Here is a 23,786-nt window from a genome sequence, read left to right as displayed (position 1 = left end):
TTTTATTATAGCTCAATGGTGATTTATAAAAAAGTTTTTCATGAAAATGGTCATAAATTTCAAAAGCTGTCGAATGATGTATTAGAGTATTGCATAAACCAACCATACAGCATATAATAATGAAATTAGTGGAATCGAAAGGATACAGACATGGATAATAAGGGTTTAAATCAAGAAGAGTTTTTAAAGATTTTGATGTACGCTCATGATATTGGTGAAAATTCCAATGATGTCACAACAAAAGAAATGCTTGAAAATCTGATTGCTCATATTCGAAATGGCCTTGTTTCATAAAAGTAACCCCCTGCTCTCTCAGCAGGGGGTTTTTGTATGCTTTTATGAATGGAACGAAAATCCCCGGCATACGATGACATTACAAGCATAAGGAGTATGGGGAGCTGATGTGTCATGAAGGTTGCGATTGCAGGCTGTGGATATGTAGGGCTTGTCACAGGGGTGTGTTTAGCAGAGGCGGGACATGATGTGACATGTATGGATATTGACCGGCGGAAGGTCATGCAGCTGAAGCAAGGGAATCCTCCGATGTACGAGCCGGGATTAAAAGAACTGCTCAAACGGAATATGGAGCAAGGACGCATTCGTTTTCACATCAATGGAGCGTCAGCCTATTCGCAGGCTGACGTGTTAATGATTGCTGTCGGTACTCCGCAGCAGGCAGACGGTCAAGCTGATTTGCAGTATGTCTTTCAAGCGGCAAAGGAGATGGGCTTACAAGCAAAGCCAGGCGCAGTGCTTGTCGTGAAAAGTACAGTGCCTGTCGGAACGGGCGATCAAATTGATCATTTGATTCATCACGTGTTAGGTCGTAAGGAGCCATTATCTATTGCATCGAACCCAGAATTTTTACGAGAAGGGTCTGCCATCTCAGATACGCTGCGAGCGGATCGGCTGGTGATTGGAGCCGAAACGAAGAACGGATTAGATCAGCTAGAGTCTATGTATGCGGATTTCCACATTCCATTCGTGAGAACAGATCGGAAAAGCGCAGAGATGATCAAATACGCATCAAATGCATTTCTTGCCACAAAAATCAGCTTCATGAATGAAATTGCTTCGATTTGTGGAAAAACGGGAGCTGATGTTGAGAGAGTTGCAGAAGGGATGGGACTCGATCAGCGGATTGGTGCTTCGTTTCTTAGGGCAGGCATTGGTTACGGAGGTTCCTGTTTTCCGAAGGATACTAATGCCCTTGTCCAAATTGCAGGGCATGTGTCCCATGATTTTGAGCTATTGAAGGCTGTCATCAAAGTCAACAATGAGCAGCGAGCAAGTTTTATTCGAAGTGTGAAGGAGCGGATGGGAGAAAACTTGGAAGGGAAGAGAATGGCTCTTCTTGGCCTTTCCTTTAAGCCGAATACAGATGATATGAGAGAGGCGCCGTCAATCCCGATCGCTCATCAGCTCCATCAATTAGGAGCGGAGATCGTAGCCTATGATCCTGCTGCCGCTCGCAATGCAGCTCAAGAACTGCCTGATCAAGTCCTTTTTGCTCAAACGATTGAAGAGGCGATCAAGGATGCTGATGCTGTCTGTATATTAACTGAGTGGGCGGATATTCAGTCATTTCCACTTTCAGCTTATAAAGATTTCATGAGGCAGCCGATCATTTTTGATGGCCGGAATTGTCATACGCTTGAAGCGGCAGAAGTAGCTGGTGTCGAGTATCATTCTATTGGACGCAGGTCTGTCTCTCCTATTTATATGTAATGAGAAAAACCGATAACTTCATGTGTTATCGGTTTTTGCGTTAATGCGGAAGAATGAATCCGCCATATAAAAATGCAGCCACAATCAGAAAGGCAGGGTGCAATTTGAATTTGGTCATAAAGAAAAATGAAATGGCGGCAATGGCAAGTGATTGCGTCCAGCCAATGGCTTTCACGGCATCTCCACCAATTTCCCATGTTAATAAAAGCATCATCATCGCAATGACAGGCTGTACAGATAGGGTCATGCCTTTGACGACAGAAGATTGGCGAAAACGGTCAATGAGTTTTAGCAGTAAGATCAATCCGATCGCAGACGGCAGGACAGTCGCAAGCAGTGCAACGATAAAGCCTGGCCATCCCATGACATCATAGCCTACATAAGCCGCAATTTTTGTAGCGATTGGACCTGGAAGTGCGTTGGCTAATGCGAGCATATTGGAGAACCCTTCGTTCGTCATCCAATGAAAATGATTGACGATTTCTTCATAATTGAGCGGAATGGAGGCAGGTCCTCCGCCATACCCTAACAGATTGGATAAGAAGAATGCCCAGAATAAAAAGAGAATCAGCATCACGAAGACACTCCTTTCTCTTTATTTGTTCGAGTCCAGCGATCTTTCAGTTTGAAATGAAAGGCACCATAACATAAAAAGATGATGACAATGATTCCTGGATGAATGGAGAGTACTTGAAGACCGACAAATGCCAAAAGGAATAGGACGATTCCGAAGATCATGCCGAAGCCCTTCAACGCTTTTTGTCCAAATTCATATGCCATGATTCCTAACAGAACGGCAATTACTGGTGTCACAGCACCGATCATATTTTGAATGATGACTGAAGAGCTTAAGACGCTGACAAGTGTAACAAGTGCCACCATAGCGAGACATGTCGGTAAAATATGTGCAGCTGTTGCAACAATGGCGCCAGATACACCTTTTAATCGATAGCCGAGGTATGCCGACATTTTCGTAGCAATCGGTCCGGGTAATGCGTTGGCGATGGCGAGTGTTTCTCCAAATTCGTCATCATTGATCCATTTGTATTTGACGACCGCTTCATGGCGAATGAGCGGGATGACAGAAGGTCCTCCGCCAAATCCCAGAATACCGGTTCGTACCATGGCGATCATGAGTTCAAGATATGATTGCAAGTGGTTCAACTCCTATCTACAATTTCATGCCCATTCGGCTTTTGTATCGTTTAATGAGCATTTGACAGTCAACACTGACGACGCCTTCAAGCGGGTACAGCTTCTTTGTCAGGAACGTCTCCATTTCCTGTTCATTTTGAAAAATGCCATGCATATGCAGCTTGCTTGGTCCTGTCATATGATAAAGGCTTGTGACGGCTGTTTCCTGCTCAAGCTGAAGGGCGACTGTTTCTAAACATTTCGGCTCAACCTCTACGTTAAAAAAGACAGAGACATGAATGCCGATCTTTGCTGGATTAATGACAGCGGTGAATCGTTCAATGACACCTGCTTCAATGAGCTGCTGAATACGGGCTTGTACAGCAACACGGGAAAGGCCGACTTGTTTCCCTAGATCCGTGTAGGACATACGCCCGTCCTCGTGTAATAAGGAAAGAATTTGTTTATCTCTTTCATCTAATGTTAAGTTTGGAATGCGATATTCATGTGCCACCGTATAACCACCTTTCTTCTGTTGATATTCTATCATATTTTATTACGAATAGAATGTTTGATTTTTAATTGAGCGACGAAATGAAATAATAAAAGAAGATAATATATCTTTTTGCATAAAAAAACACCCCAGTATCACCGGGGTGTGTTCATTTTATTTTTCTGGGCTGCTTTCCGCACTGGCAATTTGCTGTGCAAGGTCAGCACGATCAATGTCTGCTTGGAAGAACTCCTGCGTATTTGGAAGGTGTAAATTCATGTGACGTTTTTGGGAAATTCGGATGGTCACTTGATCCACAGTGTAATCAAATACATGCCCGCCTACGCTTCGATCATCATCAATAAAGTGGAGATGATATCCACTTACCGCAATGCCATGTGCGTACTGTGGTGTACGGAAGCCTGCAATCGTTCCGCGTATATTTTCAAAATCGAAAATAGGCTGTGACTTGACTGCTTCAACCATCGGAACGTAAGGTTTTTCCTGTTTTTCAACCGTACGGGTTTGAACCTTTTTGAATGACCCATCGATGCGGATCGCATAAAAGACATTCTTGCTCGGTAAGATTCGGTCGATTTCTTCCTCTAGCTCTTTGGACGTCATCGGTGCATCAATTCGATGAACGATGTCCGTTTCAAAAAATGCTAGAGAGCAGAATGGTGAATAATCTTGATCGGTTACTGGTGTGGCTGTTCCATCAGAGCGCAGTCGATAAAAAGCGCCGTCAAAGCCGATTAGTTCCCCATCTAATTGATTGAATGTGCCAATGCCAAAATCACCATGCTCGGGAATATGTGATAGGGAGAAATCTCCATCGTATACGGCTTCCAGCAAGGAGGTCATGGTTGATACTTGATAGACCTCTTGCTTTTTGTCCTGCGGTATTGTGTTGTTTTGTTGATTCATTGGGTGCATCATACCCATATCCGCTCACTCCTTTAACGTAATGTATCGAAGTCTTATCTGACGTTCGTTGTGTGTTTTTCACGAAAGACTTCTGGCCATTTTTGACTGGCGAGGTCTGGGTTGTCTTGATAGTCTATCGGAATATCAATAATAACGGGTCCTTCTATGTTTATACCCTTTTGAAGGACAGTTGAAAGCTCTTCAGGTGAGTTGACACGTAATCCAGTTGCTCCAAAGCTTTCTGCATATTTCACTAAGTCGATCTGACCGAACTCAACACAAGACGTACGGTCATACTTCATTTCCTGCTGGAATGCCACCATATCGTATGTGCTGTCGTTCCAAACGAGATGAACGAGATTTGTTTTCATGCGCACGGCTGTTTCTAATTCCATGGCGGAGAAGAGAAAACCGCCATCACCTGAGACTGAAATGATCTTTTCGTCTGGATTCAATATGGAGGCTGCAATCGCCCATGGTAATGCCACGCCAAGTGTTTGCATTCCGTTACTGACTAGGAACGTGTTCGGTTCATAAACACGGAAGTGGCGAGACATCCAAATGGCGTGCGATCCGATATCACATGTCACTTTCGTGTCATCTGGGATGATACGTCTCAACGTATGAATGACATCCAGCGGGTGTGATAAATGACTTTCTCTTTCTGGTGTTTTTTCGATATCACTTAACAGCTCTTGTAATTCTGTGACGAGATCTACGTTCTTTTTGCTTAATGAAAGTGGAACGCTGTCGTGGGCTAGATGTTGCACCGTTTCAGATATATTGCCCACAAGCTCAAGCGTCGGTTCATAGAAATGGTCAATATCTGCCTGCATGTCATCCACATGGATGATTTGACGCTGCTTCGGTTTCAAATTCCAATGCTTCGGATCGTATTCGATTGGATCAAAGCCAATAGTTAAAATCACATCCGCTTTCTCAATGAGAAGGTCGCCTGGCTGATTACGGAATAAACCGATTCTGCCCACATATTGAGCCTCAAGCTCTCTTGAGAGAACGCCGGCTCCTTGGTACGTTTCAACAAATGGGATACCAAGTGTTTTTAATAATGTTCTTGTCGCATTTGCCGCAGCTGGACGGCTAGCTTTCATTCCCACAATTGCAACAGGTAAGTGCGCATTTTGAATTTTGGCGATGGCCGAACTGATGAGAGCATCCGGTGCAGGACCTAGTTCTGGAGAAGGGTGAGCAGACACTGGTGTTTGTGTGGTGAGTTCGGTCACGACATCTTGTGGAAAGCTGATAAATGCTGCCCCAGCTTGACCTCTTTGTGCCGCGCGAAAAGCATTTGTTAAGGCTTCTGGTATATTGTTTACGTCTTGTACTTCAACGCTATATTTTGTCACTGGTTTGAATAATGCCGCATTGTCGAGTGATTGATGTGTTCGTTTGAGCCGATCCGCACGGATGACGTTTCCAGCGATTGCAACAACAGGGTCACCTTCTGTATTGGCTGTTAATAGACCTGTCGCTAAATTGGATGCGCCAGGACCTGATGTAACGAGACAAACGCCTGGTTTGCCAGTTAAACGACCGACAGCTGCTGCCATGAATGCCGCATTTTGTTCATGCCTGCATAGCACAAGCTCTGGACCTCTGTCTTTTAATACATCAAATACTGCATCAATTTTTGCACCTGGAATCGCAAAAACATGGGTCACACCTTGGGCAATGAGCGTATCGACAATCAACTCTGCTCCTCGTTTTGTTAGGGGTTGTGTTTGAGAATTCATTTACCCCGCACTCCTTTCGGCAAGTAAAATTTTTTATGAAAATATATTTTCATGATATGATTTACTATACATTTCACAAAATAAATTTTCCAATATATGTTTAACGTAGTTTTAATATGTTTCACGAATAAGTGTTTGAGGAGTGAAAGGATGGAACTGAGACATTTGCAGTATTTTGTCACAGTCGCGGAGGAGCTGCATTTCGGCAGAGCGGCCGCACGATTGAACATGACACAGCCTCCACTTAGTCAGCAAATTAAGCAGTTTGAGGAAGAATTGGGATTTCCTTTGTTTCACCGGTCTAAAAGGGTGGTGGAGTTAACAGCTGCTGGAAAGGTTTTTTTACAGGAGGTCCGGGGGGTGCTGCATCAGCTTGATAAAGCCGTTGATCATGCCCGGCATACGGCAAGAGGGGAGCTTGGGAAGATTATCATCGGTTTCGTTGGTACAGCGACATATGATATTCTGCCGCCAGTTGTCCGTGAATTCAGAGAGCGGTACCCTTCTGTCAGTATTGAACTGCAACAGCTCTCTGTCCCGCAGCAGCTTGAGGCGCTTTTGAATGGTGAGATTGATATTGGTTTTTTGCATCCTACATCACCGCAAGAAGAATTGGTCAGTCGTTTAATGAAGCAAAGTGAATGTATTTTTGCGATTCCGAAAAACCATCCGCTGGCGGAAAAAGAAGCAGTCACGATTGAAGATATTCGTGATGAGCCGATTATTTCTTTATCAAAGGAATCATGGCCGTCCCTTTATCAGCATTTTGTCCTACTTTGTGAAAAGTACGGATTTTCACCCAATATCGTGCAGGAAGCAGCAGAATATCAAATGGTCATTGGGCTTGTCACAGCGGGAATCGGAATTGCTGTCATTCCAACATCGGCCCGGCGTTTATTTAATTTAGATGTGGTGTATCGGTCAATTGAAGGTGAGCAGCTACTCGCGGAATGGACCATTTCTTATAGACGAGAAAATCATAATCCAGCATTGTTTCATCTTGTCCATCATATTCTCCATCGCGGTGAGCCGGAGTAAGGGAAGAGAGAACTGGGTATGGTATGATGTCGTTACATACAAGAGGAGGCATGTCTGAAGTGATTACATTACAAATGGATCAGTTGTCACGAAAAGAAGCATATAAAGTATTATCTGGTTCCGTCGTTCCAAGACCCATTGCATTTATTACAAGCCTTTCTAAAGAAGAAGTCGTCAATGCTGCACCATTTAGTTTCTTTAATGTCATCAGCGGCCATCCTCCGCTGATCGCTGTTTCTATTGGACGTCGTCAAGGAGAGATGAAAGATACAGCAAAACATATCATCGACAGGGAAGAATTTGTTGTCCATGTGAGTGATGAAGCGATGATTGAAGATATTAATGAAACAGCTGCTACTTTGCCAGAGGAAGAGAGTGAGCTGACTCGTACCGGTCTTCATCAAGTGAAGAGCAGCGTGGTGTCAGTGCCAGGAATCAAGGAAGCACGCATTCGCTTTGAATGTCAGCTGGAAAAACATCTGACCTTTCAAAATGATGAAGGGGAGATCACAGTCGATCATATCATTGGCCGGGTGGTGTGTGCGCATTTAGATGAATCCGTCTATGATGCGGAAAAAGGATATATTTTTACGAATGAATTAAAGCCAGTCGCGCGCCTAGCAGGTAATGATTATGCCCATTTAGGTACGCCATTTGTACTGAAGAGGCCGGAATAACATCTAAAACCCTGAGGCTATCGGTGGTCCAGCGTGTAGACAAACCCTCGCATTCTTTGTCAGTCCTGCGCTTCGGTGCTCACGAATGTCAATCCGCTCTGCTCCGGTGCTCGTCCTTCCTAGACTGCAAAGGTTTTCTATCACGCTGAAAAGAAGACAAAGGGCTAAAATCAAGTTCATTTCAGCCTTTGTCTATAATCTAAAACCCCCGAGGCTATCGGGGGTTTAGTGTTTATTTCTTTTGTTCTAGTTTCAATGGAGCGGCGATATTTTTTTCTACCTTTTTTCCTTTTAATACATCGTCAGCAGCGCCGACTGCCAGTTGACCGATCAGCTCTGGCTGCTGCGCGACTGTTGCAGATAGTTTTCCTGCTTTGATCGAGTTGAGTGCATCTTCATTACCGTCGAAACCGACGACAAGAATGTCTTTTCCAGAGCTTTGGATGGCCTCTAGTGCGCCAAGTGCCATTTCATCATTGTGGGCAAAAACGGCTTTGATGTCAGGGTTTCCTTGAAGAAGGTTTTCCATCACGTTGAGCCCTTTTGTCCGGTCGAAGTCAGCGGCTTGTTTTGCTGTGACATCTAACTTTTTGTCTGCAATTTGATGGAAACCTTTTCCTCGTTCACGTGTCGCAGAAGCACCTGGTACACCTTCCAGTTCAGCCACTTTTGCTCCTTTACCGACTTTGTCGATAATAAAGTTAGCTGCCATTTCGCCGCCTTTGATGTTATCGGAAGCAACGAGCGCTTCAACCTTTCCGCTTTCTGCCGAACGGTCTAATGTGATGACCGGTATGTCTGAAGCATTCGCAGATTCGACAGCCGTTGATATAGCTGAGGAATCGGCTGGGTTAATGAGTAATGCATCAACCCCTTGTTGAATTAAATCTTCTACATCACTCGTTTGTTTGGCTGAATCATTTTGTGCATCGGCAATGACAACTTCAATGCCAAGCTTTTTCGCTTCTTTTGTCACACCGTTTTTAAGAGAAACGAAGAATGGGTTATTTAAAGTCGAGATCGACAGTCCGATTTTAATGTCTTTTTTCTTGCCATCCTTTGTTGATTTGGCCCACTCTGGCGGTTCAAGCGAGCAGGCAGAAAGCATGAATAGTGAGAGAGTCACGATCAAGATTACATATTTTTTCATAGCAGCTGCCTCCTTAAGCAGATTTCTTTCTGTCGAGTAGGACTGCAATCAAGATGACAATCCCTTTCACAACAGACTGATAGAATGATGAAACACCAAGTAAGTTCATACCATTGTTCAAGACCCCGATAATGAGTACACCGATGAGTGTGCCGACAATTCGCCCTCTTCCGCCGGACAGGCTTGTCCCGCCAAGTACAACGGCAGCAATTGCATCAAGTTCATACGACGTACCAGCTGTTGGTTGGGCTGAGTTGAGACGAGATGTTAAGATCGCACCGGCTAAAGCAGACATAAAGCCGGCTAATGAGTAAATCATGATTTTGACGCGTGGTACTTTAATACCTGAGATGAGGGCTGCTTTTTCATTTCCGCCAATGGCATACGTTCTTCTGCCAAAAGGTGTTTTATGAAGCAAGACCCAAAGAACGATAAAGGTGAGAAGCATGGTGATCGCTGGAACAGGAATCCCTAAGAAATATCCACGGCCAAATAGCTGAAATGCATAGTTAGAGCCAAGCCCTGTAATTGGGTTTCCGTCTGTATAAACAAGCGTCAATCCTCTGAAAATCGTCATCGTCGCAAGTGTTGCGATAAAAGGAGCCATTTTTCCTTTTGTGATTAAAAGACCGTTGATCATTCCAAGGATGGCACCGATGATACATCCAACGATGATGGCAAGAATCGGGTCCAAACCAGATACAATAAAGCCGGCAGTCAGAGCACTAGACAGCGCTAGAATGGCACCGACAGACAAATCAATTCCTCCGGTTAAAATAACAAACGTCATGCCAAAGGCAATGAGGGCGTTAATGGAGATTTGTCTGAGTAAGTTTAAAATGTTTAATGGTTCTAAAAAGGCTGGATTTAAAATAGAAACAATGGCAACAAGGATGATGAGTCCTAAGAATGGCCCAAGCTTTTGCATGATGTTGTCAAATCGTCCATTTGAAGTAAGTGGTTTCATGTTACTTCCCTCCTGTAGCTAGTGTCATAATTCGTTCTTGTGTAGCTTCTGTTTTACTTAATTCTCCGCTGATGGTTCCTTCATGGATGACAAGCACTCGATCGCTCATCCCAAGAACTTCTGGGAGCTCAGAGGAGACCATCAAAATCGCAACGCCTCGATCCGTCAGCTCGTTCATGAGCTGATAAATTTCTCGTTTCGCCCCGACGTCGACACCTCTTGTCGGTTCATCTAAAATCAGCACCTTCGGCTGAATGCCGATCCATTTGGCGATGACGACCTTTTGCTGATTTCCACCGGACAGGCTGCGTGCAGAGATTTCAGATGAAGCGGTTTTGATCGTGAGTCGTTTGATAAGCAGGTCAACAAAATCCTGTTCGTTTTTCTTATCAATCAGCCCCTTTGGAGAGAAGCTATCTAAGTTAGGTAACCCGATGTTTTCCCGGATGGATGCATCTAGCATCAGTCCTTCATCTTTACGATCCTCCGTGATAAAACCGATGCCAAGTTTGACTGCATCACTTGGTTTTTTAATGACAGCCTTTTTCCCATGAACCCAAATTTCTCCTTGATCCAGGGGATCGAGTCCAAAGAGCGACCGCATCATTTCCGTCCGGCCAGCACCCATTAAGCCTGCAACACCGACAATTTCTCCAGCTTTGACGTAAAAACTGACATCTTGAAAGCGGCCTTTCCTCGTTGCTTGCTTCACTTCTAGGACGGTATCACCAGTAGAAGGTGTGCGTTCAGGGTAACGATCGGTTAATTCGCGGCCGACCATTTTTTTGACGACTTCATGGAAATTCGTGTCCGGTATCGCTTTCGTATCGACCGTTTTCCCGTCACGCATGATGGTTATTCGATCACAGATGGCGAAGATTTCTTCCATACGGTGAGAAATGTAGACGATAGACACACCTTCTTTTTTGAGTGATTCAATGACCTGAAATAGCTTTTCAATCTCACGGTCTGTGAGAGCAGCTGTTGGTTCATCCATAATGATGACCTTTGCATCGGTCATTAACGCTTTCGCAATCTCAATCATCTGCTTTTGTCCGACAGAACAGCTTCCTGCCTCTTGATCAAGCGAGAGGTTGACAGATAATCGGTCGAGCTGCGCTTGGGCGAGGGCTTTCATTTTCTTGGTGTCTAGGAGACCAAGTTTTGTATAGATTTCTTTCCCGATAAATAAATTCTCGAGTACCGTCATATCAGGCCATATATTCAGTTCCTGATGAATGAAGGCAATCCCGTTCTGCTCGGCTTCTTTCGGATTCTTGAAAGCGGTTTCTTTTCCGTCGATTTGAATCGTTCCTTGATCCAGGGAATAGAGTCCTGTCAGCAGATTCATTAACGTTGATTTTCCTGCCCCGTTTTCACCCATAAGTGCATGGACTTCACCTGTGACGAGGTCAAAGGAGACCCCGGCGAGAACGGTGTTTTTTCCAAAGGCCTTATGGATGTTATGCATTTCAATGTTCATAAGTGGCTCCTCCTTTTAAAAGATGACACCGGCATGAAGAATGCAGTTTGCGTATGGGGTGGCTTCACCCGTTCGAATCACTGCTTTTGCCTGTTTGGTCATGTCTTTGAATGTCTCGTGATCGACTTCATCTAACGGATGTGAGAACGCTTTCTTTAGAAATAAATGATCTCTCTCATTGGCTTCTTTGATTTCACTGGCGATCGTGATGTGTTCAACGGCCATTTCCTCAAGAAGGAGAGAAGTAACCTCCTGAAAGGATGGTGTGCCGATGGATAATGCAAGGTCGATCTTGAGCGGGCCTTCTGGAATGGGCAGGCCGCAGTCTGCGATGACAATCGTATCTGTATGACCAAGGTCAGCAAGCACCTTGGCGATATGACTATTTAAAATACCATTTTTCTTCATTTCTTATTCTCCAATTCTTCTCTTGCTGGCATGCCGCCTTGGGCACCAAATTTTGTGACTGAGATAGATGCGGCTAAGTTAGCAAAGGCAAGTGCGTCGTATAGGGATTTTCCTTCTGTTAGTGCTACAGCTAAAGCGCCGTTAAAAGTATCGCCAGCGCCTGTAGTGTCGACGGCTTTCACAGGATAGCCCGGTACCAACACTTCTTTTGATCCATCAAAGTATCGAACACCACTTTTTCCTTCTGTAATGAGTAATTTGTTTGGATATTGGCGCAAAGCCTCTGCTATGGTGAGTCCATCAAACATAAGAGCTGCTTCGTGTTCGTTTGGCGTGATGTAGGCAGCTTGATCTAATATTTGCTGAGAGACTTTGCGAGCTGGTGCGGGATTTAAGATGACTGGAATCCCTTTTTCGCTGCAAATGGCGCAGACGGCTTCGACTGTTTCTTCAGGAATTTCCTGCTGGATGAGGACGATTCCGATATTTTCAATAGAAGAAAGCGCATCTTTTACATAATGAGGTGTTACCTCATTGTTTGCTCCTTTGACGACAACAATGCTGTTATCCCCTTCAGCTAAAATGATATGAGCTGTTCCGCTTTCCATTTCGGTAACCGGTTTCATATAGGTGGTACGAACACCTTGTGCTTGCAAATTGCTCATAATGTCCTGACCATACGCGTCATCACCAACTCGGCCGATCATATATACATCTGCACCGAGCCTTGCGCTTGCCACTGCTTGATTGGCTCCTTTTCCCCCAGGAACCGTTTTAAATGATTCGCCTAGGACGGTTTCTCCTGCATTGGGACGCTTATTCGATGTGACAACTAGATCCATGGAACAACTTCCTACGACAACTATTTGACTCATTGTGAATCCACCTTTCTTGTGGTCTCTCGTTCAATAAAAGAGACGGGCATTTGAATAACTGCTTGATCTATAGGCTGTTTTTGAATGGCTTTAATGATCAGCTTTGCGGCTTCTTTCCCCATATCATAGGCAGGCTGCCGGATCGTTGATAAAGAAGGGAAGAGCAGTTCACTTTGCGGAATATCATCAAATCCAATGATTTGTACTTCTTTTGGAATGGCTTTTCCAATACGAAGCGCTTCGTGTACGACGGCTGCTGCGACGATGTCATTGCTGGCAATGATGCCATCTGTTTCAGGGTACAGCTTGAAAAGAGCCTTGGCGCTTTTTCGGACTTCCTGAAAAGAAAAAGAAGCGTTAGACATCACATGAAAGTTAGCACCTTCTTCAGTCAGAACATCAAGTGCGCCTTTGAATCTTTGCCGCGCCGTTTGAAGATGAGCGGGCCCTTTTAGCAATGTGATTTGCTGACTGCCGCGTTTGATTAATTCCATTGCAGCCATTTTCCCACCTGCCGTAGCATCTGCAAACACAGAAGGTGCATTTGGAACGGTACGATCTAAGAAGACAACAGGCAGTTCATCATCATTGTACAAATCCGATTCAGGTTCGTTTGTGACAGCGATGACACCGACCACCTGGTTTTGCTTAAAGGTTTGTAAATAGGCCATTTCCTTCTCCCGATCTTCATCACTGTTTCCGAATAATAAGCGAAAACCGTGTGCATGAATCTCATCCTCAACGCCTCTAGCCAGCTGAGGGAAGAAGGGGTTTGTGATATCAGGTAAGATGAGACCAACTAATCTAGATTCTCTTTTAAAAAGGGATCGTGCCACTTCATTGGGGAAGTAGTTTAGCTCCTGCATCGCTTGTGTCACACGGGTTTTCGTATCAATATGGACGTATCCAGTATCATTGAGCACGCGTGAAACAGTTGCAACAGACACTTTAGCAGCTTTTGCAACATCTTTAATTGTAGCCAATGGAGTGCCTCCCTTCTTTGATGTGTAACCGTTTACACAGATAGATTATCATGAAAGCATTGAAAAAACAATCTTAAAAAAATAAAAAAAGAAAAGAAAGAGGACGTCTTCCTTTTCTTAACTAATAATGCCCGTTTGGGTAATGTTCACTTTGATTTTTGGGATGATCTTCACTTTTGGATAATCGGTGACCCAATTCATTTTCATATACTCATCATAATGTCTGACTCTGTATTTTCTGCCGAGGCTTAGCACATCGGAATTCGCATCTTGCAGGGCAGCAACAATTTTTTCTGCTTCTTTTGTCAAGATGGTTGAAAGTCTTTTGTTAAGCATTTCAATTTTTTTGTCTGTATCTAGATTATCTTTTGGGTACTCAAGGACAGAGGTTGCGAATTCATATTTGAGTGAGTATGTTAAGTTTCGATGATCAGGATTTAGAATCTCGATGTCTCTCTTCACATCAGTGACTTGAATCGTAATGTAATTGTTTTCTTTTGACTTCATGTCGCTTCTCACTTTTTTGGTGAAGTTGGCATACTTGCCCATTTTTCCGTCCATGACGGTGAGTAAGATCGCATCTTGACCGTACAACTCGCCTTTCTTCTTCTCATTATCAAATAGAGCAACCCCTTTTACACTGATTAATTTCTTCGATTGATCAAAATAGATTAACGGCAGTGTGAAATCCTCTCCAGTTTGAAGCATTTTAGATCGAATACTTTGAATGTTTTTAGGTGCTACTTGGGAGGAGCGTGATGCGGTTGTGATCAAGTTATTTAAATAGTCACTCACAATGAGTTTTTCCTTCAGCAGCGAGTTAATCACTTCTTCACAGGTCCCCCCTTGAACAACGGCAAGATTTGCGAGGAGGGGGCTTTTTGGATCACGATAAAACATATCTAAGTAGGGAAGAAGACGATTTTGGGCAAATTCATCACCGATCAGCATCACCCGCATTTTCGACATGTCTATTTTTTGATCCACTATCCGGCTGAAGTTGGTTCTTGCTTTTCTTAAAGTAGGTGCTTCCGTTGTGAGAAGAGTGGTTAAAAAGCTGCCAGTATTTCCTTGCTCCATACTTTGAGACTGCTGCACCTTTCGATAAGTAATCGAGTACTTCGCATTGTCATCCTCTCCTTGATCAACAGCAGAGGTTAAAACAAGAGAGATATTCTTTAATAGGTTCTGATCCCAGCAGCCAGGCATGAATATGAGAGAAACACACATGAGCAAAGTCAGTATGTACTTATGACGCATGTGATTTCACCTTCCCTTTGCGATGTTTGATAAAGATGATAATGGCCATAAAGATTGGGAGTGTGTAAATAAATGAATATTGAGCGATGGTGGTAAAATCATTAAAACGCTGAATTCTAAAATTATCGGTTGCAAGGTAACAGCTAGCCGCATAGATCAAAATGGCAAAATAAAAGACGTATTTTTTGTGGTCTTTTTTCTTGAGAATACTTGCTACGCCATTTGCACAAAAGTAAAGATAATTACTGAGTGTGGCAAGAATGATAAATACCCAGAAACTAAGAAAAATCAGATCTGTCCGCTCAATCACACCGAACGAAATGGTTTTTAACAGATAAAGAACAGGGTTTGGAATGATTTTAAGCTCAATCGGGCTGAAAAACATAAAACAAATCACTGTGATAAATAGGTAGTAAAGAGTCGTGCATATATTGGCAATGGTCATGACCTTGTATCGCGCTTTAATGGTGCCTTTCATCAGTGGAGAGATGATCAGAATCATCTCAAATCCATTCATAGATAATACAACATCCTTCAATCCAAGCTGAAATTGAGAGAAGTCCGTTTGGAAAAAGGGCATAAGGTAGTCGATATTGGTTCCTTTTAATGAATACAGCATGATGAGAGACAACAAGAGTAAAAAAGGAGTCAGAATAAAGTTGAATCTGACAATCGCTGTAATTTGTTCCTTGGCGATGTAAAGGATGGATATCATGAGTAGTAGGTTGATGACCCAATTGGGTGTAAGTGGTAAAACCCATATACCCAGAATTCTCGTGAAAATAGATAGAACGACAATACAGACTGAGGCGAAATAAATTGTATAAAGAGCCACTAAGATTCGCCCAACCCATTTTCCAAAAACCTCAATTAACGCCTCGAAAAATGATGTCTCAGGATATTTGTGAATGATATATATAAAAATGGTATTGATGATTTGGATAAAAAAACAGGCCAAAATGATAGCCATCCAGCCATCATGCCCCATATCTTTCATGAGCAAATGAGGCAGGGCTAAAATACCGACACCAATTTGAGATTGAATGATAAAAAAGACAGCCTGAGATGGAGATATTTTATTTTTCATCTTGATTTTTCCATCCTCTCAAATTTTCAATTTGCTCTTTCTTTTTTGGATTTAAGTAAACAGGGCGCTTTTTATACATCCACATCGGTAATCGAATCACAGTATCTTTTAAGTCCTGCCAGTTAAATGGAGCCACTGGTGATAAATACGGGACACCTAGTGATTCGAGGCGGCATAAATTCATCAGGACGATCGACAGGCCGAATGAAATGCCAATAAACCCAAACATCGATGCCATGAACATGAGGGGAAAACGCAGCATCCTGATGGTAGACGTCATTTCAAACGAAGGAAGAACAAAGGAAGCAACAGCGGTCACGGCGACCACAACGATAAGAACATTCGAAATGAGTCCAGCTTTTACAACAGCGTCCCCAATAACCAAACCGCCTACAATTCCAATCGTCTGACCAATTGGCTTTGGCAGTCGCACCCCTGCTTCTCGTATGAGCTCAATCGTAATCTCCATCAGCATTGCTTCTATTAAAGGCGGAAAAGGAATGCCGATAATGGAATTTTTCATCGTAATCGCTAATTCATCCGGGACTACCTCATAATGAAAGCCGATGACTGCAATATAAAAAGAAGGCAAAATCACAGCGATGATACAGGCAATATAACGAAGAATACGAATAAACGTAGCCGGAATCCAGCGACTATTGTAGTCATCTGGTGATTGAAAGAAGCTAAAGAACGTAATAGGCAGAATGATAGCCATTGGACTGCCATCCATCAGCACAACAATTCTTCCTTCAAGAATGGCAGATCTCACTTTATCAGGTCGTTCTGTGTCAATAAGCTGCGGGAAGATGGAATACGAATCATCCTCAATCGCCTCTACAATAGAACCGGGGCTAAGCAGCGTGTCTACTTTAATAGAAGAAATTCGTTTGTTAACCTCATCTATCTTTTCTTGATTGGCAATATCAGAAATATAAACCGTCGCAACCTTTGTTTCAGATTTTGTACCGACCTTATGATACTGGATTGCAAGTTTTCGATCATTTAAGTGTGAACGCAGCAAATATAAATTGGTATCTAAACTCTCAACAAACCCATCATGTGCGCCTGCAATAATACTTTCAGAAGAAGGTTCAGAAATGGAACGCAGCGGCGGCTGCCCAACAGCAAATATTTTAATCTGTGCGGATTTTTCATCAAGGAAGGCAATACTTCCGGCAATAATGCTGTCGACAATCAGTGTCAAGTCACCTGTTTCGAGTGTACTAAGAGATTTTGCATAGTCCTGCTTTCCAGGAGGGCCAAGCAAGTTGCCAATAATGAAGTTGTTTAATTTACTTTCATCCACTCTTGTTTTAATAAAAAACAGCACTGATTTTGTTTCATTCACCATTAATTCTCGGTATTCAAAATCAGCGCTTTGTTGAAATGCTTTTTTCAGAATCCGAATCTTTTCCTCAAAACCGCCTGATAAAAAGTGTAAGCGTGTTTGCTCATTCGTGTTTGGCATCTTTAGCCTCCTCTCACAGATTTTTTAACCATAGTGTAAGCCGAGAAGATGATTTTATGCGTCATCTTTGGGGAAAGCATGACACGCACCGACAACTTTCAACTAAAATCACATTAAAAATGTTAAGAAATGATGAATCTTGATAAAAAGAAATGAATAATGTTTCATTGTTTAGGTCATAAGGAGTGAATATCGTAAAAAGAGGCTATAACAAAATGATTAATCTTTGACATCTTATCCCAATTTTTTGTGACCTGAAAATAAGCAGATGACTTGATTTTTTGAGAGGTGACCTTTGTCATAGGTCAACACATAGCGTTCTGACCAATGAGGATGACTTTCTAACCTGTTCATTTAAAAATATAAAATATTCTAAAACACGCACTATTCATTTAAAGCGCTGATATGACTGATTTCATAGAGATGAGAGGGCTTTAAAACATTGATTCAAAATACATCTTAATAATTGTCGAAAAATTTAGGGAGAAAAGGACAAAAGATTTTTCACTGTTTGATGGTAACGCTTTCTCTTGTTTGAAGCAGAAATTCAGTCGTCATTTTGTCCGTCTTTTGGCCTTTTCATTTGAGCGTGAGATAGGCAAATACGCCTTCTGATTAGAGGAATTTGGCATACGAGGAAGTGAAAGATTATGTTACATAATACCGATTGTGATTTTATGCTGAACCTATATACTGTTGATTGAATTTACATATCACACTCATAAAAAAAGGAGATGTAGATAAGCGATGTGGTTAATCGTTATAGCCTGTGTCATCATGTTAGGGATTGGCTTTATTGAAAAGAAGCGTCATCAGAAAAATATCGATGCCCTGCCGGTACGCGTCAATATTAATGGTATACGCGGAAAGTCTACCGTTACAAGATTGACAACCGGTATCTTAATGGAGGCAGGTTATAAAACTGTCGGCAAAACAACAGGAACGGATGCAAGAATGATTTATTGGGATACGCCAGAAGAGAAACCGATTAAAAGGAAACCGCAAGGACCAAATATCGGAGAGCAGAAAGAAGTTATGAGAGAAACCGTTGAAAGAGGAGCAAATGCCATCGTCAGTGAATGTATGGCGGTGAATCCAGATTACCAAATTATCTTTCAGGAAGAGCTGCTTCAAGCGAATATTGGCGTGATCGTAAACGTTCTTGAAGATCATATGGATGTGATGGGGCCAACTCTTGATGAAATAGCTGAAGCCTTTACAGCGACAATTCCTTACAATGGGCACTTGGTTATTACGGATAGTGAATATACAGATTTCTTTAAAGAGATTGCGAAAAAACGCAATACTGAAGTGATTGTTGCAGATAATTCCAAGATTACCGATGAGTATTTACGGAAATTTGAGTACATGGTGTTCCCGGATAATGCTTCACTTGCACTTGGTGTCGCACAAGCATTGGGAATTGATGAAGATACGGCATTCAGAGGCATGTTAAATGCGCGCCTGATCCAGGAGCGATGAGAATTCTTCCATTAATGGACGCAAAAACACCTGGACATTTTGTAAATGGATTTGCGGCTAATGACGCAGCATCTACATTGAACATTTGGAAGCGTGTGAAGGAAATTGGATATCCAACAGATGAACCGATTATTATCATGAACTGTCGTGCGGATCGCGTAGATAGAACGATCCAGTTTGCGGAGGATGTACTTCCTTATATTGAAGCAAGTGATCTTGTCTTAATTGGTGAAACGACAGATCCAATTGTGAAGGCATTTGAGGATGGAAAAATTCCGGCTGACCACTTACACAACCTTGAATATCAATCTACAGAACAAATTATGAACATGCTTGAGAAAAAGCTTCATAATCGAGTGGTTTATGGAGTCGGCAATATTCACGGCGCCGCTGAACCTTTAATCGAAAAAATTCAAGAATACAAAATTAAGCAGCTTGTCAGCTAGGAGGAAATATAGAAAATGTTCGGATCAGATCTTTATATCTCGTTAATTTTAGGTGTTCTACTCAGTTTAATCTTTGCAGAAAAAACAGGAATCGTACCAGCTGGGTTGGTTGTTCCAGGTTATCTGGCGCTCGTCTTTAACCAGCCAGTCTTCATTTTAGTTGTTTTATCTGTCAGCTTGCTGACATATGTGATCGTTCGTTTTGGTCTATCGAAATTTATGATTTTGTACGGACGCAGAAAGTTTGCGGCGATGCTGATTACAGGAATTGCCCTAAAGCTCATATTTGATTTCTTCTATCCAGTGGTTCCGTTTGAAATAGCAGAATTCCGTGGAATTGGAATCATCGTGCCTGGATTGATTGCGAATACGATTCAAAAGCAAGGTCTTACGATTACCCTTGGAAGCACATTACTTCTAAGTGGTGCAACATTTGCCATCATGTATGTTTACTATCTATTTTAAGATAAGGTGTGTCCAATGATGAATAAAAAATTGAGCTTTCAGGAAAAGCTGCTGAAAATCACAAAGAACCAAAAGAAAAAGACGAATAAACACGTACTGATTGCTTTACCGATTGTCATTGCTTGTACATTTCTATTTACATTTATCGGGAAAGCACAAGTACCAACTGTAGAAAAGAATCCAGAAAACATCCTGACCGCTTCGTTTGTCGGAGATATTATGTTTGGAAGAAATGTAGAGAAAGTCACAGACCGCTATGGAAAGCAGCACCTGTTCCGCTATGCGAAGCCGTATTTTGATGTATCAGATTATGTAACTGGGAATTTTGAGCATCCAGTGGCTTCAGATAAGGAACAGGCAGCACAAAAGAATATTCATTTGAAAACAGATGAAGATTCTGTACAAGCGTTAAAAGATTTGAATTTCTCTGTACTAAACTTTGCGAATAACCATGCAGCAGACTACGGTGAAAAAGGCTTAAATAACACGATTGATGCCTTTGAAAAAGCTGACATGGATTATACAGGGGCAGGGCGCAACGTCAAAGATGCGAAGCAGAACATTTCATACAAAGAAGTGAATGGCGTTAAAATCGCTACCCTTGGTTTTACAGATGTATATGGAAAAGATTTTAAAGCAACAAATCGCAAGGCAGGTATTCTGCCAGCTGATCCATCTATCTTTATTCCGATGATTTCACAAGCTGCTGAAAAGGCAGATATCGTTGTTGTTCATGCGCACTGGGGACAGGAATATAACAATGAAGTAAACGACAGACAAAGAGAGCTGGCAAGAGCGATGTCAAAGGCTGGTGCTGATATCATTATCGGTGCACACCCGCACGTTCTTGAACCGATGGAAGTCTATAACGGAACAGCGATTTTCTATAGCTTGGGGAACTTTATTTTTGACCAAGGCTGGTCAAGAACACGTGACTCTGCCATTGTTCAGTATCATCTGAATGAAGATGGAAAAGCGACATTTGAAGTGGTTCCAATGTACATCAAAGAAGCGACACCTGCTCCAGTTAAAGCAGGATCTCTTGAATCAAAATCGATTATCCGTATGCTGACAAATGGCACGAATGCGGATTGGAAAGAAAAAGACGGACATATTTTCTTTGAAGTCGATCATTCTGATAAAGTTCAAACATTAAAAGAAAACGAGGGGAAGGATAAAAAATGAAATTCCTTAAAGCAAGCTGGCCGTTTGTTGCGTTAATTTTAGTCTTTGTCTTTATGTCTGCTTTTAAATTTAGTGACAGCCTCACAGATCATGAGAAACAAAAGATCTCGGTTGAAATGCAGAAAATTGAGCAGCAAAAGCAGTCAAAAGCGGAAGCGAGTAAATAAAGAAATGATGATGAAAAGAGCACGCGAGGCGTGCTCTTTTTTGACGGAAAAAGGTGTAAAATGAAAGGGGTCATGTCGAAACTATAAAAGAAAGGAGGAAGAGAGGATGAAATGGAAAGGAATACTGCTTGGAGGATGTGCCATTGTAGGACTCATGTTTATGTCTCAAACAGAGGTGTCTGCTCAAACAACAACTCCTTTAAAACAAGCGGAAACGCTGATAGGTACGCCTTATCATAAAGGAGGAATCGATCCGAAAACGGGCTTTGATGCGTCTGGCTTTATACAATATGTATACAAAACAACAGGTGCATTTGATTTGCCGCGAAAGGTGATCGATCAATACCAAATCGGTGAAAACGTATCATGGGGAAAAGCGAAGCCCGGAGACCTTGTCTATTTTCGCAGTCTTGAAGAAACAAAAGACATCCCGACACATGTTGCTTTGTACGCTGGAAATGATCAAGTGATCCACATCACACTCAGTCAAGGGGTGGTGAAAACAGATGTCAGCAAAAGTAAATATTGGACCGATCGGTTCTATGCGGTCAAACGGCTGCCTGTCTCCCAAGAGATGTCGGATGATCAACTGGTGAAAGATGCGATGAAATATTTAGGAATCCCTTATGTATTCGGGGCATCAGATCCAAAAGTAGGATTCGATTGTTCAGGTTTTTTACAATATTTATTTGAAAAATCACTTGGGATTTATTTACCAAGAAGTGCTGAGCAGCAATGGATGGTTGGAGAGAAAGTAGCACGAGACGATATTCGCCCTGGAGACTTTGTTTTTTTTAGCAACACGTATAAAAAAGGAATTTCACATGTAGGAATGTACATCGGAGGAGACCGCTTTATTCATGCGAGCCGTTCGGAAAGTGTGACGATTTCTTATTTGTCTGAATCGTATTGGCGTGAGAAATGGACAGGTGCGAAACGATTAACTGAGCTGAAACTAGCGAAAGAAGACCCAGTCGTATCAAAAGCCGCTACGTATATTGGAGAAGTACCTTATGTAAAAGGTGGTGCGAGCCCAAAGCAAGGCTTTGATACAGCAGGATTCACGCAGTATATCTATCAAGAAGTGCTTGGAATTGAGATGCCTCGCTATGCGCCGGGACAAGTTAAAGCAGGTACACCTGTGAAACGATCGGAACTAAAGCCAGGAGATCTTGTCTTTTTTAAAGGGACTTCGTTGATGCCAGCCATTTATGCTGGTTCAAATCAAGTCATTCATGTGACGGTTTCAAATGGCGTTGTCATTACCAATATGAAAACAAGTACGTATTGGAAGGATAAATATGAGACGGCCGTTAGAATCAAAAAATAAAGAAAAAGCCCGATCAATGCTCGGATCGGACTTCTCGACTTCTCACTAGGCGCTGATCAGACAAGCGTCTTTTTTTCTTGAAATTGATTCTGCAAAAGCAGATCAATAAAATAGGCGACGCCATCTTCATGATTGCCTTTTGTGATATAGGTGCTTTTTTCTTTAATGACATCCACCGCATTCCCCATCGCTACCCTGTGTCCTGCTTCATCGAACATGGATAGATCATTGGGGCTGTCACCGATCGCATAAATATCGGATCGGTCTACGCCATAATGGGCTGCAAGTTTTTTGAGGGCATGTCCTTTACCTGACTCTTTTGGCAGTACCTCAATGATATGTTCTCCAGATGAGGTCAAGGAGAGCTCAGGCATCTTAGAAAGAAGATCTCGTGCTTCTTGCAGCTTATTCATATCAAAGGAGAAGCATAGTAATTTATAGGTTGGTTCATTCGACTCAAAAATTTGACGGATGTCATCGACAGGTTTGATGCCAAACTGTTTAAATTGAGTCATCGCCCCTTCCCATAAATCAGCTACATCCTCATGAGGATTGGCGCTTTTGATCATATCAAATTCAGCTTTGAGCTTTTCTTTTCCATCAAATGGGGAAAGGAGGGCATCGTCTGTATAGACCTCGAAATAAATGTTCCGTTCCACTAATTCCTTTGCAGCACGTCTTCCAGCTTCTTGATCAAGGGTGATTCTGCTGAAGAGCTTGTACCCTTCTGTATGGACAGTTCCTCCGTTTGCCGCAATAATGGGAATGTCCAAATCCTCAAGAAGCTCTTTTACATCAAAAGTCGCGCGCCCTGTACAAATGGTCACAATATATCCAGCTTCCTTCGCACGAATCAATGCTTGCCGGTTTTGAGCGGATATTTCACTTTTCGTATTTAAGAGTGTACCGTCTAAATCAATCGCAATCATCTTTTTCATTGCTGTTATATCCTCCTTCATTCATGCAATAGCCTCTTCAAAGTATGTACGATTTCCTTCATTCTCATGAAAGAGTCGGATCGTGGATTCCTCTCTTTAAGGCTAAACAAAAATGGTCAATTGATCAAGGATATAAGAAAAAGCGCCCAAAAGGACGCTTTTAGCGTGTAGACAAACCCTCGCATTCTTTGTCAGTCCTGCGCTCCGGTGCTCACGAATGTCAAATTCGCTCTGCTCCGGTGCTCGTCCTTCCTAGACTGCAAAGGTTTTCTATCACGCTTAAAAGAAGAAAAAGGGCAAACACCTTTTTCAACACATAAAAAGCGCCCAAAAGGACG

General features: G+C 42.5%; 23 protein-coding genes and 1 pseudogene. 9 read left to right on the top strand and 15 right to left on the bottom strand.

Annotated elements, in window-relative coordinates; all coding sequences use genetic code 11:
• The first annotated feature begins 150 nt into the window (after positions 1-150).
• Positions 151-294: a hypothetical protein gene (locus tag MHH31_RS16765; RefSeq protein ID WP_003214884.1), complete on the top strand. Its 144-nt coding sequence runs from the start codon at positions 151-153 to the stop codon at positions 292-294.
• Between the two features lie 114 nt (positions 295-408).
• The gene (locus MHH31_RS16760; RefSeq protein ID WP_045033946.1) at positions 409-1,728 is read left to right on the top strand and encodes a UDP-glucose/GDP-mannose dehydrogenase family protein; all 1,320 of its coding nucleotides are present in this window, start codon (positions 409-411) and stop codon (positions 1,726-1,728) included.
• A gap of 40 nt (positions 1,729-1,768) precedes the next feature.
• Here MHH31_RS16760 and MHH31_RS16755 read toward each other — a convergent pair whose 3' ends face one another.
• From MHH31_RS16755 to alsS, 5 genes are all read right to left on the bottom strand, one after another.
• Positions 1,769-2,302, bottom strand: a complete 534-nt coding sequence (locus MHH31_RS16755; protein WP_007497548.1) for a chromate transporter — start codon at positions 2,300-2,302, stop codon at positions 1,769-1,771.
• Positions 2,302-2,862, bottom strand: coding sequence for a chromate transporter (locus MHH31_RS16750; protein WP_135009809.1), 561 nt, complete (start codon positions 2,860-2,862; stop codon positions 2,302-2,304). Before MHH31_RS16750 ends, MHH31_RS16755 begins: the two co-directional genes overlap by 1 nt.
• Before the next feature lie 37 nt (positions 2,863-2,899).
• Positions 2,900-3,376, bottom strand: coding sequence for an Lrp/AsnC family transcriptional regulator (locus MHH31_RS16745; protein WP_017360010.1), 477 nt, complete (start codon positions 3,374-3,376; stop codon positions 2,900-2,902).
• A gap of 153 nt (positions 3,377-3,529) precedes the next feature.
• Complete coding sequence (gene budA, locus MHH31_RS16740) at positions 3,530-4,282, bottom strand: acetolactate decarboxylase (RefSeq protein WP_024718720.1); 753 nt, start codon at positions 4,280-4,282, stop codon at positions 3,530-3,532.
• A 53-nt stretch (positions 4,283-4,335) separates the two neighbouring features.
• Positions 4,336-6,036, bottom strand: coding sequence for an acetolactate synthase AlsS (gene alsS, locus MHH31_RS16735; protein WP_342495014.1), 1,701 nt, complete (start codon positions 6,034-6,036; stop codon positions 4,336-4,338).
• A 150-nt stretch (positions 6,037-6,186) separates the two neighbouring features.
• Between alsS and alsR the strand changes: the two genes are divergently transcribed.
• Positions 6,187-7,074, top strand: coding sequence for an acetoin biosynthesis transcriptional regulator AlsR (gene alsR, locus MHH31_RS16730; RefSeq protein ID WP_342495013.1), 888 nt, complete (start codon positions 6,187-6,189; stop codon positions 7,072-7,074).
• Positions 7,075-7,133: 59 nt separating this feature from the next.
• The gene (locus tag MHH31_RS16725) at positions 7,134-7,751 is read left to right on the top strand and encodes a flavin reductase family protein (RefSeq protein WP_024718717.1); all 618 of its coding nucleotides are present in this window, start codon (positions 7,134-7,136) and stop codon (positions 7,749-7,751) included.
• A gap of 232 nt (positions 7,752-7,983) precedes the next feature.
• Here MHH31_RS16725 and rbsB read toward each other — a convergent pair whose 3' ends face one another.
• The 9 genes from rbsB to MHH31_RS16680 all read right to left on the bottom strand — a co-directional run bounded on the left by rbsB (position 7,984) and on the right by MHH31_RS16680 (position 17,435).
• The gene (gene rbsB / locus MHH31_RS16720; RefSeq protein ID WP_017368181.1) at positions 7,984-8,901 is read right to left on the bottom strand and encodes a ribose ABC transporter substrate-binding protein RbsB; all 918 of its coding nucleotides are present in this window, start codon (positions 8,899-8,901) and stop codon (positions 7,984-7,986) included.
• A gap of 13 nt (positions 8,902-8,914) precedes the next feature.
• Positions 8,915-9,868 carry a ribose ABC transporter permease RbsC gene (gene rbsC, locus MHH31_RS16715; RefSeq protein ID WP_007497532.1) on the bottom strand — a complete coding sequence of 318 codons (954 nt, stop codon included), beginning with the start codon at positions 9,866-9,868 and terminating at the stop codon, positions 8,915-8,917.
• Position 9,869: 1 nt separating this feature from the next.
• The gene (locus tag MHH31_RS16710; RefSeq protein ID WP_342495012.1) at positions 9,870-11,351 is read right to left on the bottom strand and encodes a sugar ABC transporter ATP-binding protein; all 1,482 of its coding nucleotides are present in this window, start codon (positions 11,349-11,351) and stop codon (positions 9,870-9,872) included.
• 15 nt (positions 11,352-11,366) lie between these two features.
• Complete coding sequence (gene rbsD / locus MHH31_RS16705; RefSeq protein ID WP_342495011.1) at positions 11,367-11,759, bottom strand: D-ribose pyranase; 393 nt, start codon at positions 11,757-11,759, stop codon at positions 11,367-11,369.
• A complete protein-coding gene (rbsK, locus tag MHH31_RS16700; protein ID WP_096881952.1) occupies positions 11,756-12,634 on the bottom strand; it encodes a ribokinase in 879 nt (292 codons plus the stop codon). The genes rbsD and rbsK overlap by 4 nt, the downstream gene beginning before the upstream one ends.
• Positions 12,631-13,617: a LacI family DNA-binding transcriptional regulator gene (locus tag MHH31_RS16695; RefSeq protein WP_342462044.1), complete on the bottom strand. Its 987-nt coding sequence runs from the start codon at positions 13,615-13,617 to the stop codon at positions 12,631-12,633. The genes rbsK and MHH31_RS16695 overlap by 4 nt, the downstream gene beginning before the upstream one ends.
• Before the next feature lie 117 nt (positions 13,618-13,734).
• Positions 13,735-14,877: a Ger(x)C family spore germination protein gene (locus MHH31_RS16690; protein WP_342462043.1), complete on the bottom strand. Its 1,143-nt coding sequence runs from the start codon at positions 14,875-14,877 to the stop codon at positions 13,735-13,737.
• Positions 14,867-15,964, bottom strand: coding sequence for an endospore germination permease (locus tag MHH31_RS16685; protein WP_216895262.1), 1,098 nt, complete (start codon positions 15,962-15,964; stop codon positions 14,867-14,869). Before MHH31_RS16685 ends, MHH31_RS16690 begins: the two co-directional genes overlap by 11 nt.
• Positions 15,954-17,435 carry a spore germination protein gene (locus MHH31_RS16680; RefSeq protein WP_259253572.1) on the bottom strand — a complete coding sequence of 494 codons (1,482 nt, stop codon included), beginning with the start codon at positions 17,433-17,435 and terminating at the stop codon, positions 15,954-15,956. Before MHH31_RS16680 ends, MHH31_RS16685 begins: the two co-directional genes overlap by 11 nt.
• Before the next feature lie 747 nt (positions 17,436-18,182).
• Here MHH31_RS16680 and pgsB point away from each other — a divergent pair.
• From pgsB to MHH31_RS16655, 5 genes and pseudogenes are all read left to right on the top strand, one after another.
• Positions 18,183-19,363: pseudogene (gene pgsB / locus MHH31_RS16675) on the top strand (poly-gamma-glutamate synthase PgsB).
• Positions 19,364-19,378: 15 nt separating this feature from the next.
• Complete coding sequence (pgsC, locus tag MHH31_RS16670; protein WP_007497520.1) at positions 19,379-19,828, top strand: poly-gamma-glutamate biosynthesis protein PgsC; 450 nt, start codon at positions 19,379-19,381, stop codon at positions 19,826-19,828.
• Positions 19,829-19,846: 18 nt separating this feature from the next.
• Entirely contained in the window at positions 19,847-21,013 is a 1,167-nt protein-coding gene (locus MHH31_RS16665) for a CapA family protein (RefSeq protein ID WP_024718710.1), read from the top strand.
• Positions 21,010-21,180: a hypothetical protein gene (locus MHH31_RS16660; protein WP_008343253.1), complete on the top strand. Its 171-nt coding sequence runs from the start codon at positions 21,010-21,012 to the stop codon at positions 21,178-21,180. The genes MHH31_RS16665 and MHH31_RS16660 overlap by 4 nt, the downstream gene beginning before the upstream one ends.
• Before the next feature lie 106 nt (positions 21,181-21,286).
• The gene (locus MHH31_RS16655; RefSeq protein WP_144679115.1) at positions 21,287-22,510 is read left to right on the top strand and encodes a C40 family peptidase; all 1,224 of its coding nucleotides are present in this window, start codon (positions 21,287-21,289) and stop codon (positions 22,508-22,510) included.
• A 56-nt stretch (positions 22,511-22,566) separates the two neighbouring features.
• Here the strand turns inward: MHH31_RS16655 and MHH31_RS16650 are convergent, their stop codons facing one another.
• On the bottom strand, positions 22,567-23,448 hold the full coding sequence (locus MHH31_RS16650; RefSeq protein WP_326242342.1) for a Cof-type HAD-IIB family hydrolase: 882 nt from the start codon (positions 23,446-23,448) through the stop codon (positions 22,567-22,569).
• Positions 23,449-23,786: the final 338 nt, after the last annotated feature.

It is taken from the genome of Bacillus sp. FSL K6-1033, assembly GCF_038630765.1.
Taxonomy (GTDB): Bacteria; Bacillota; Bacilli; order Bacillales; family Bacillaceae; genus Bacillus; species Bacillus altitudinis.
Note: the sequence above shows the minus strand (reverse complement) of the source record. Positions and strands in the feature narration are given on the sequence as shown.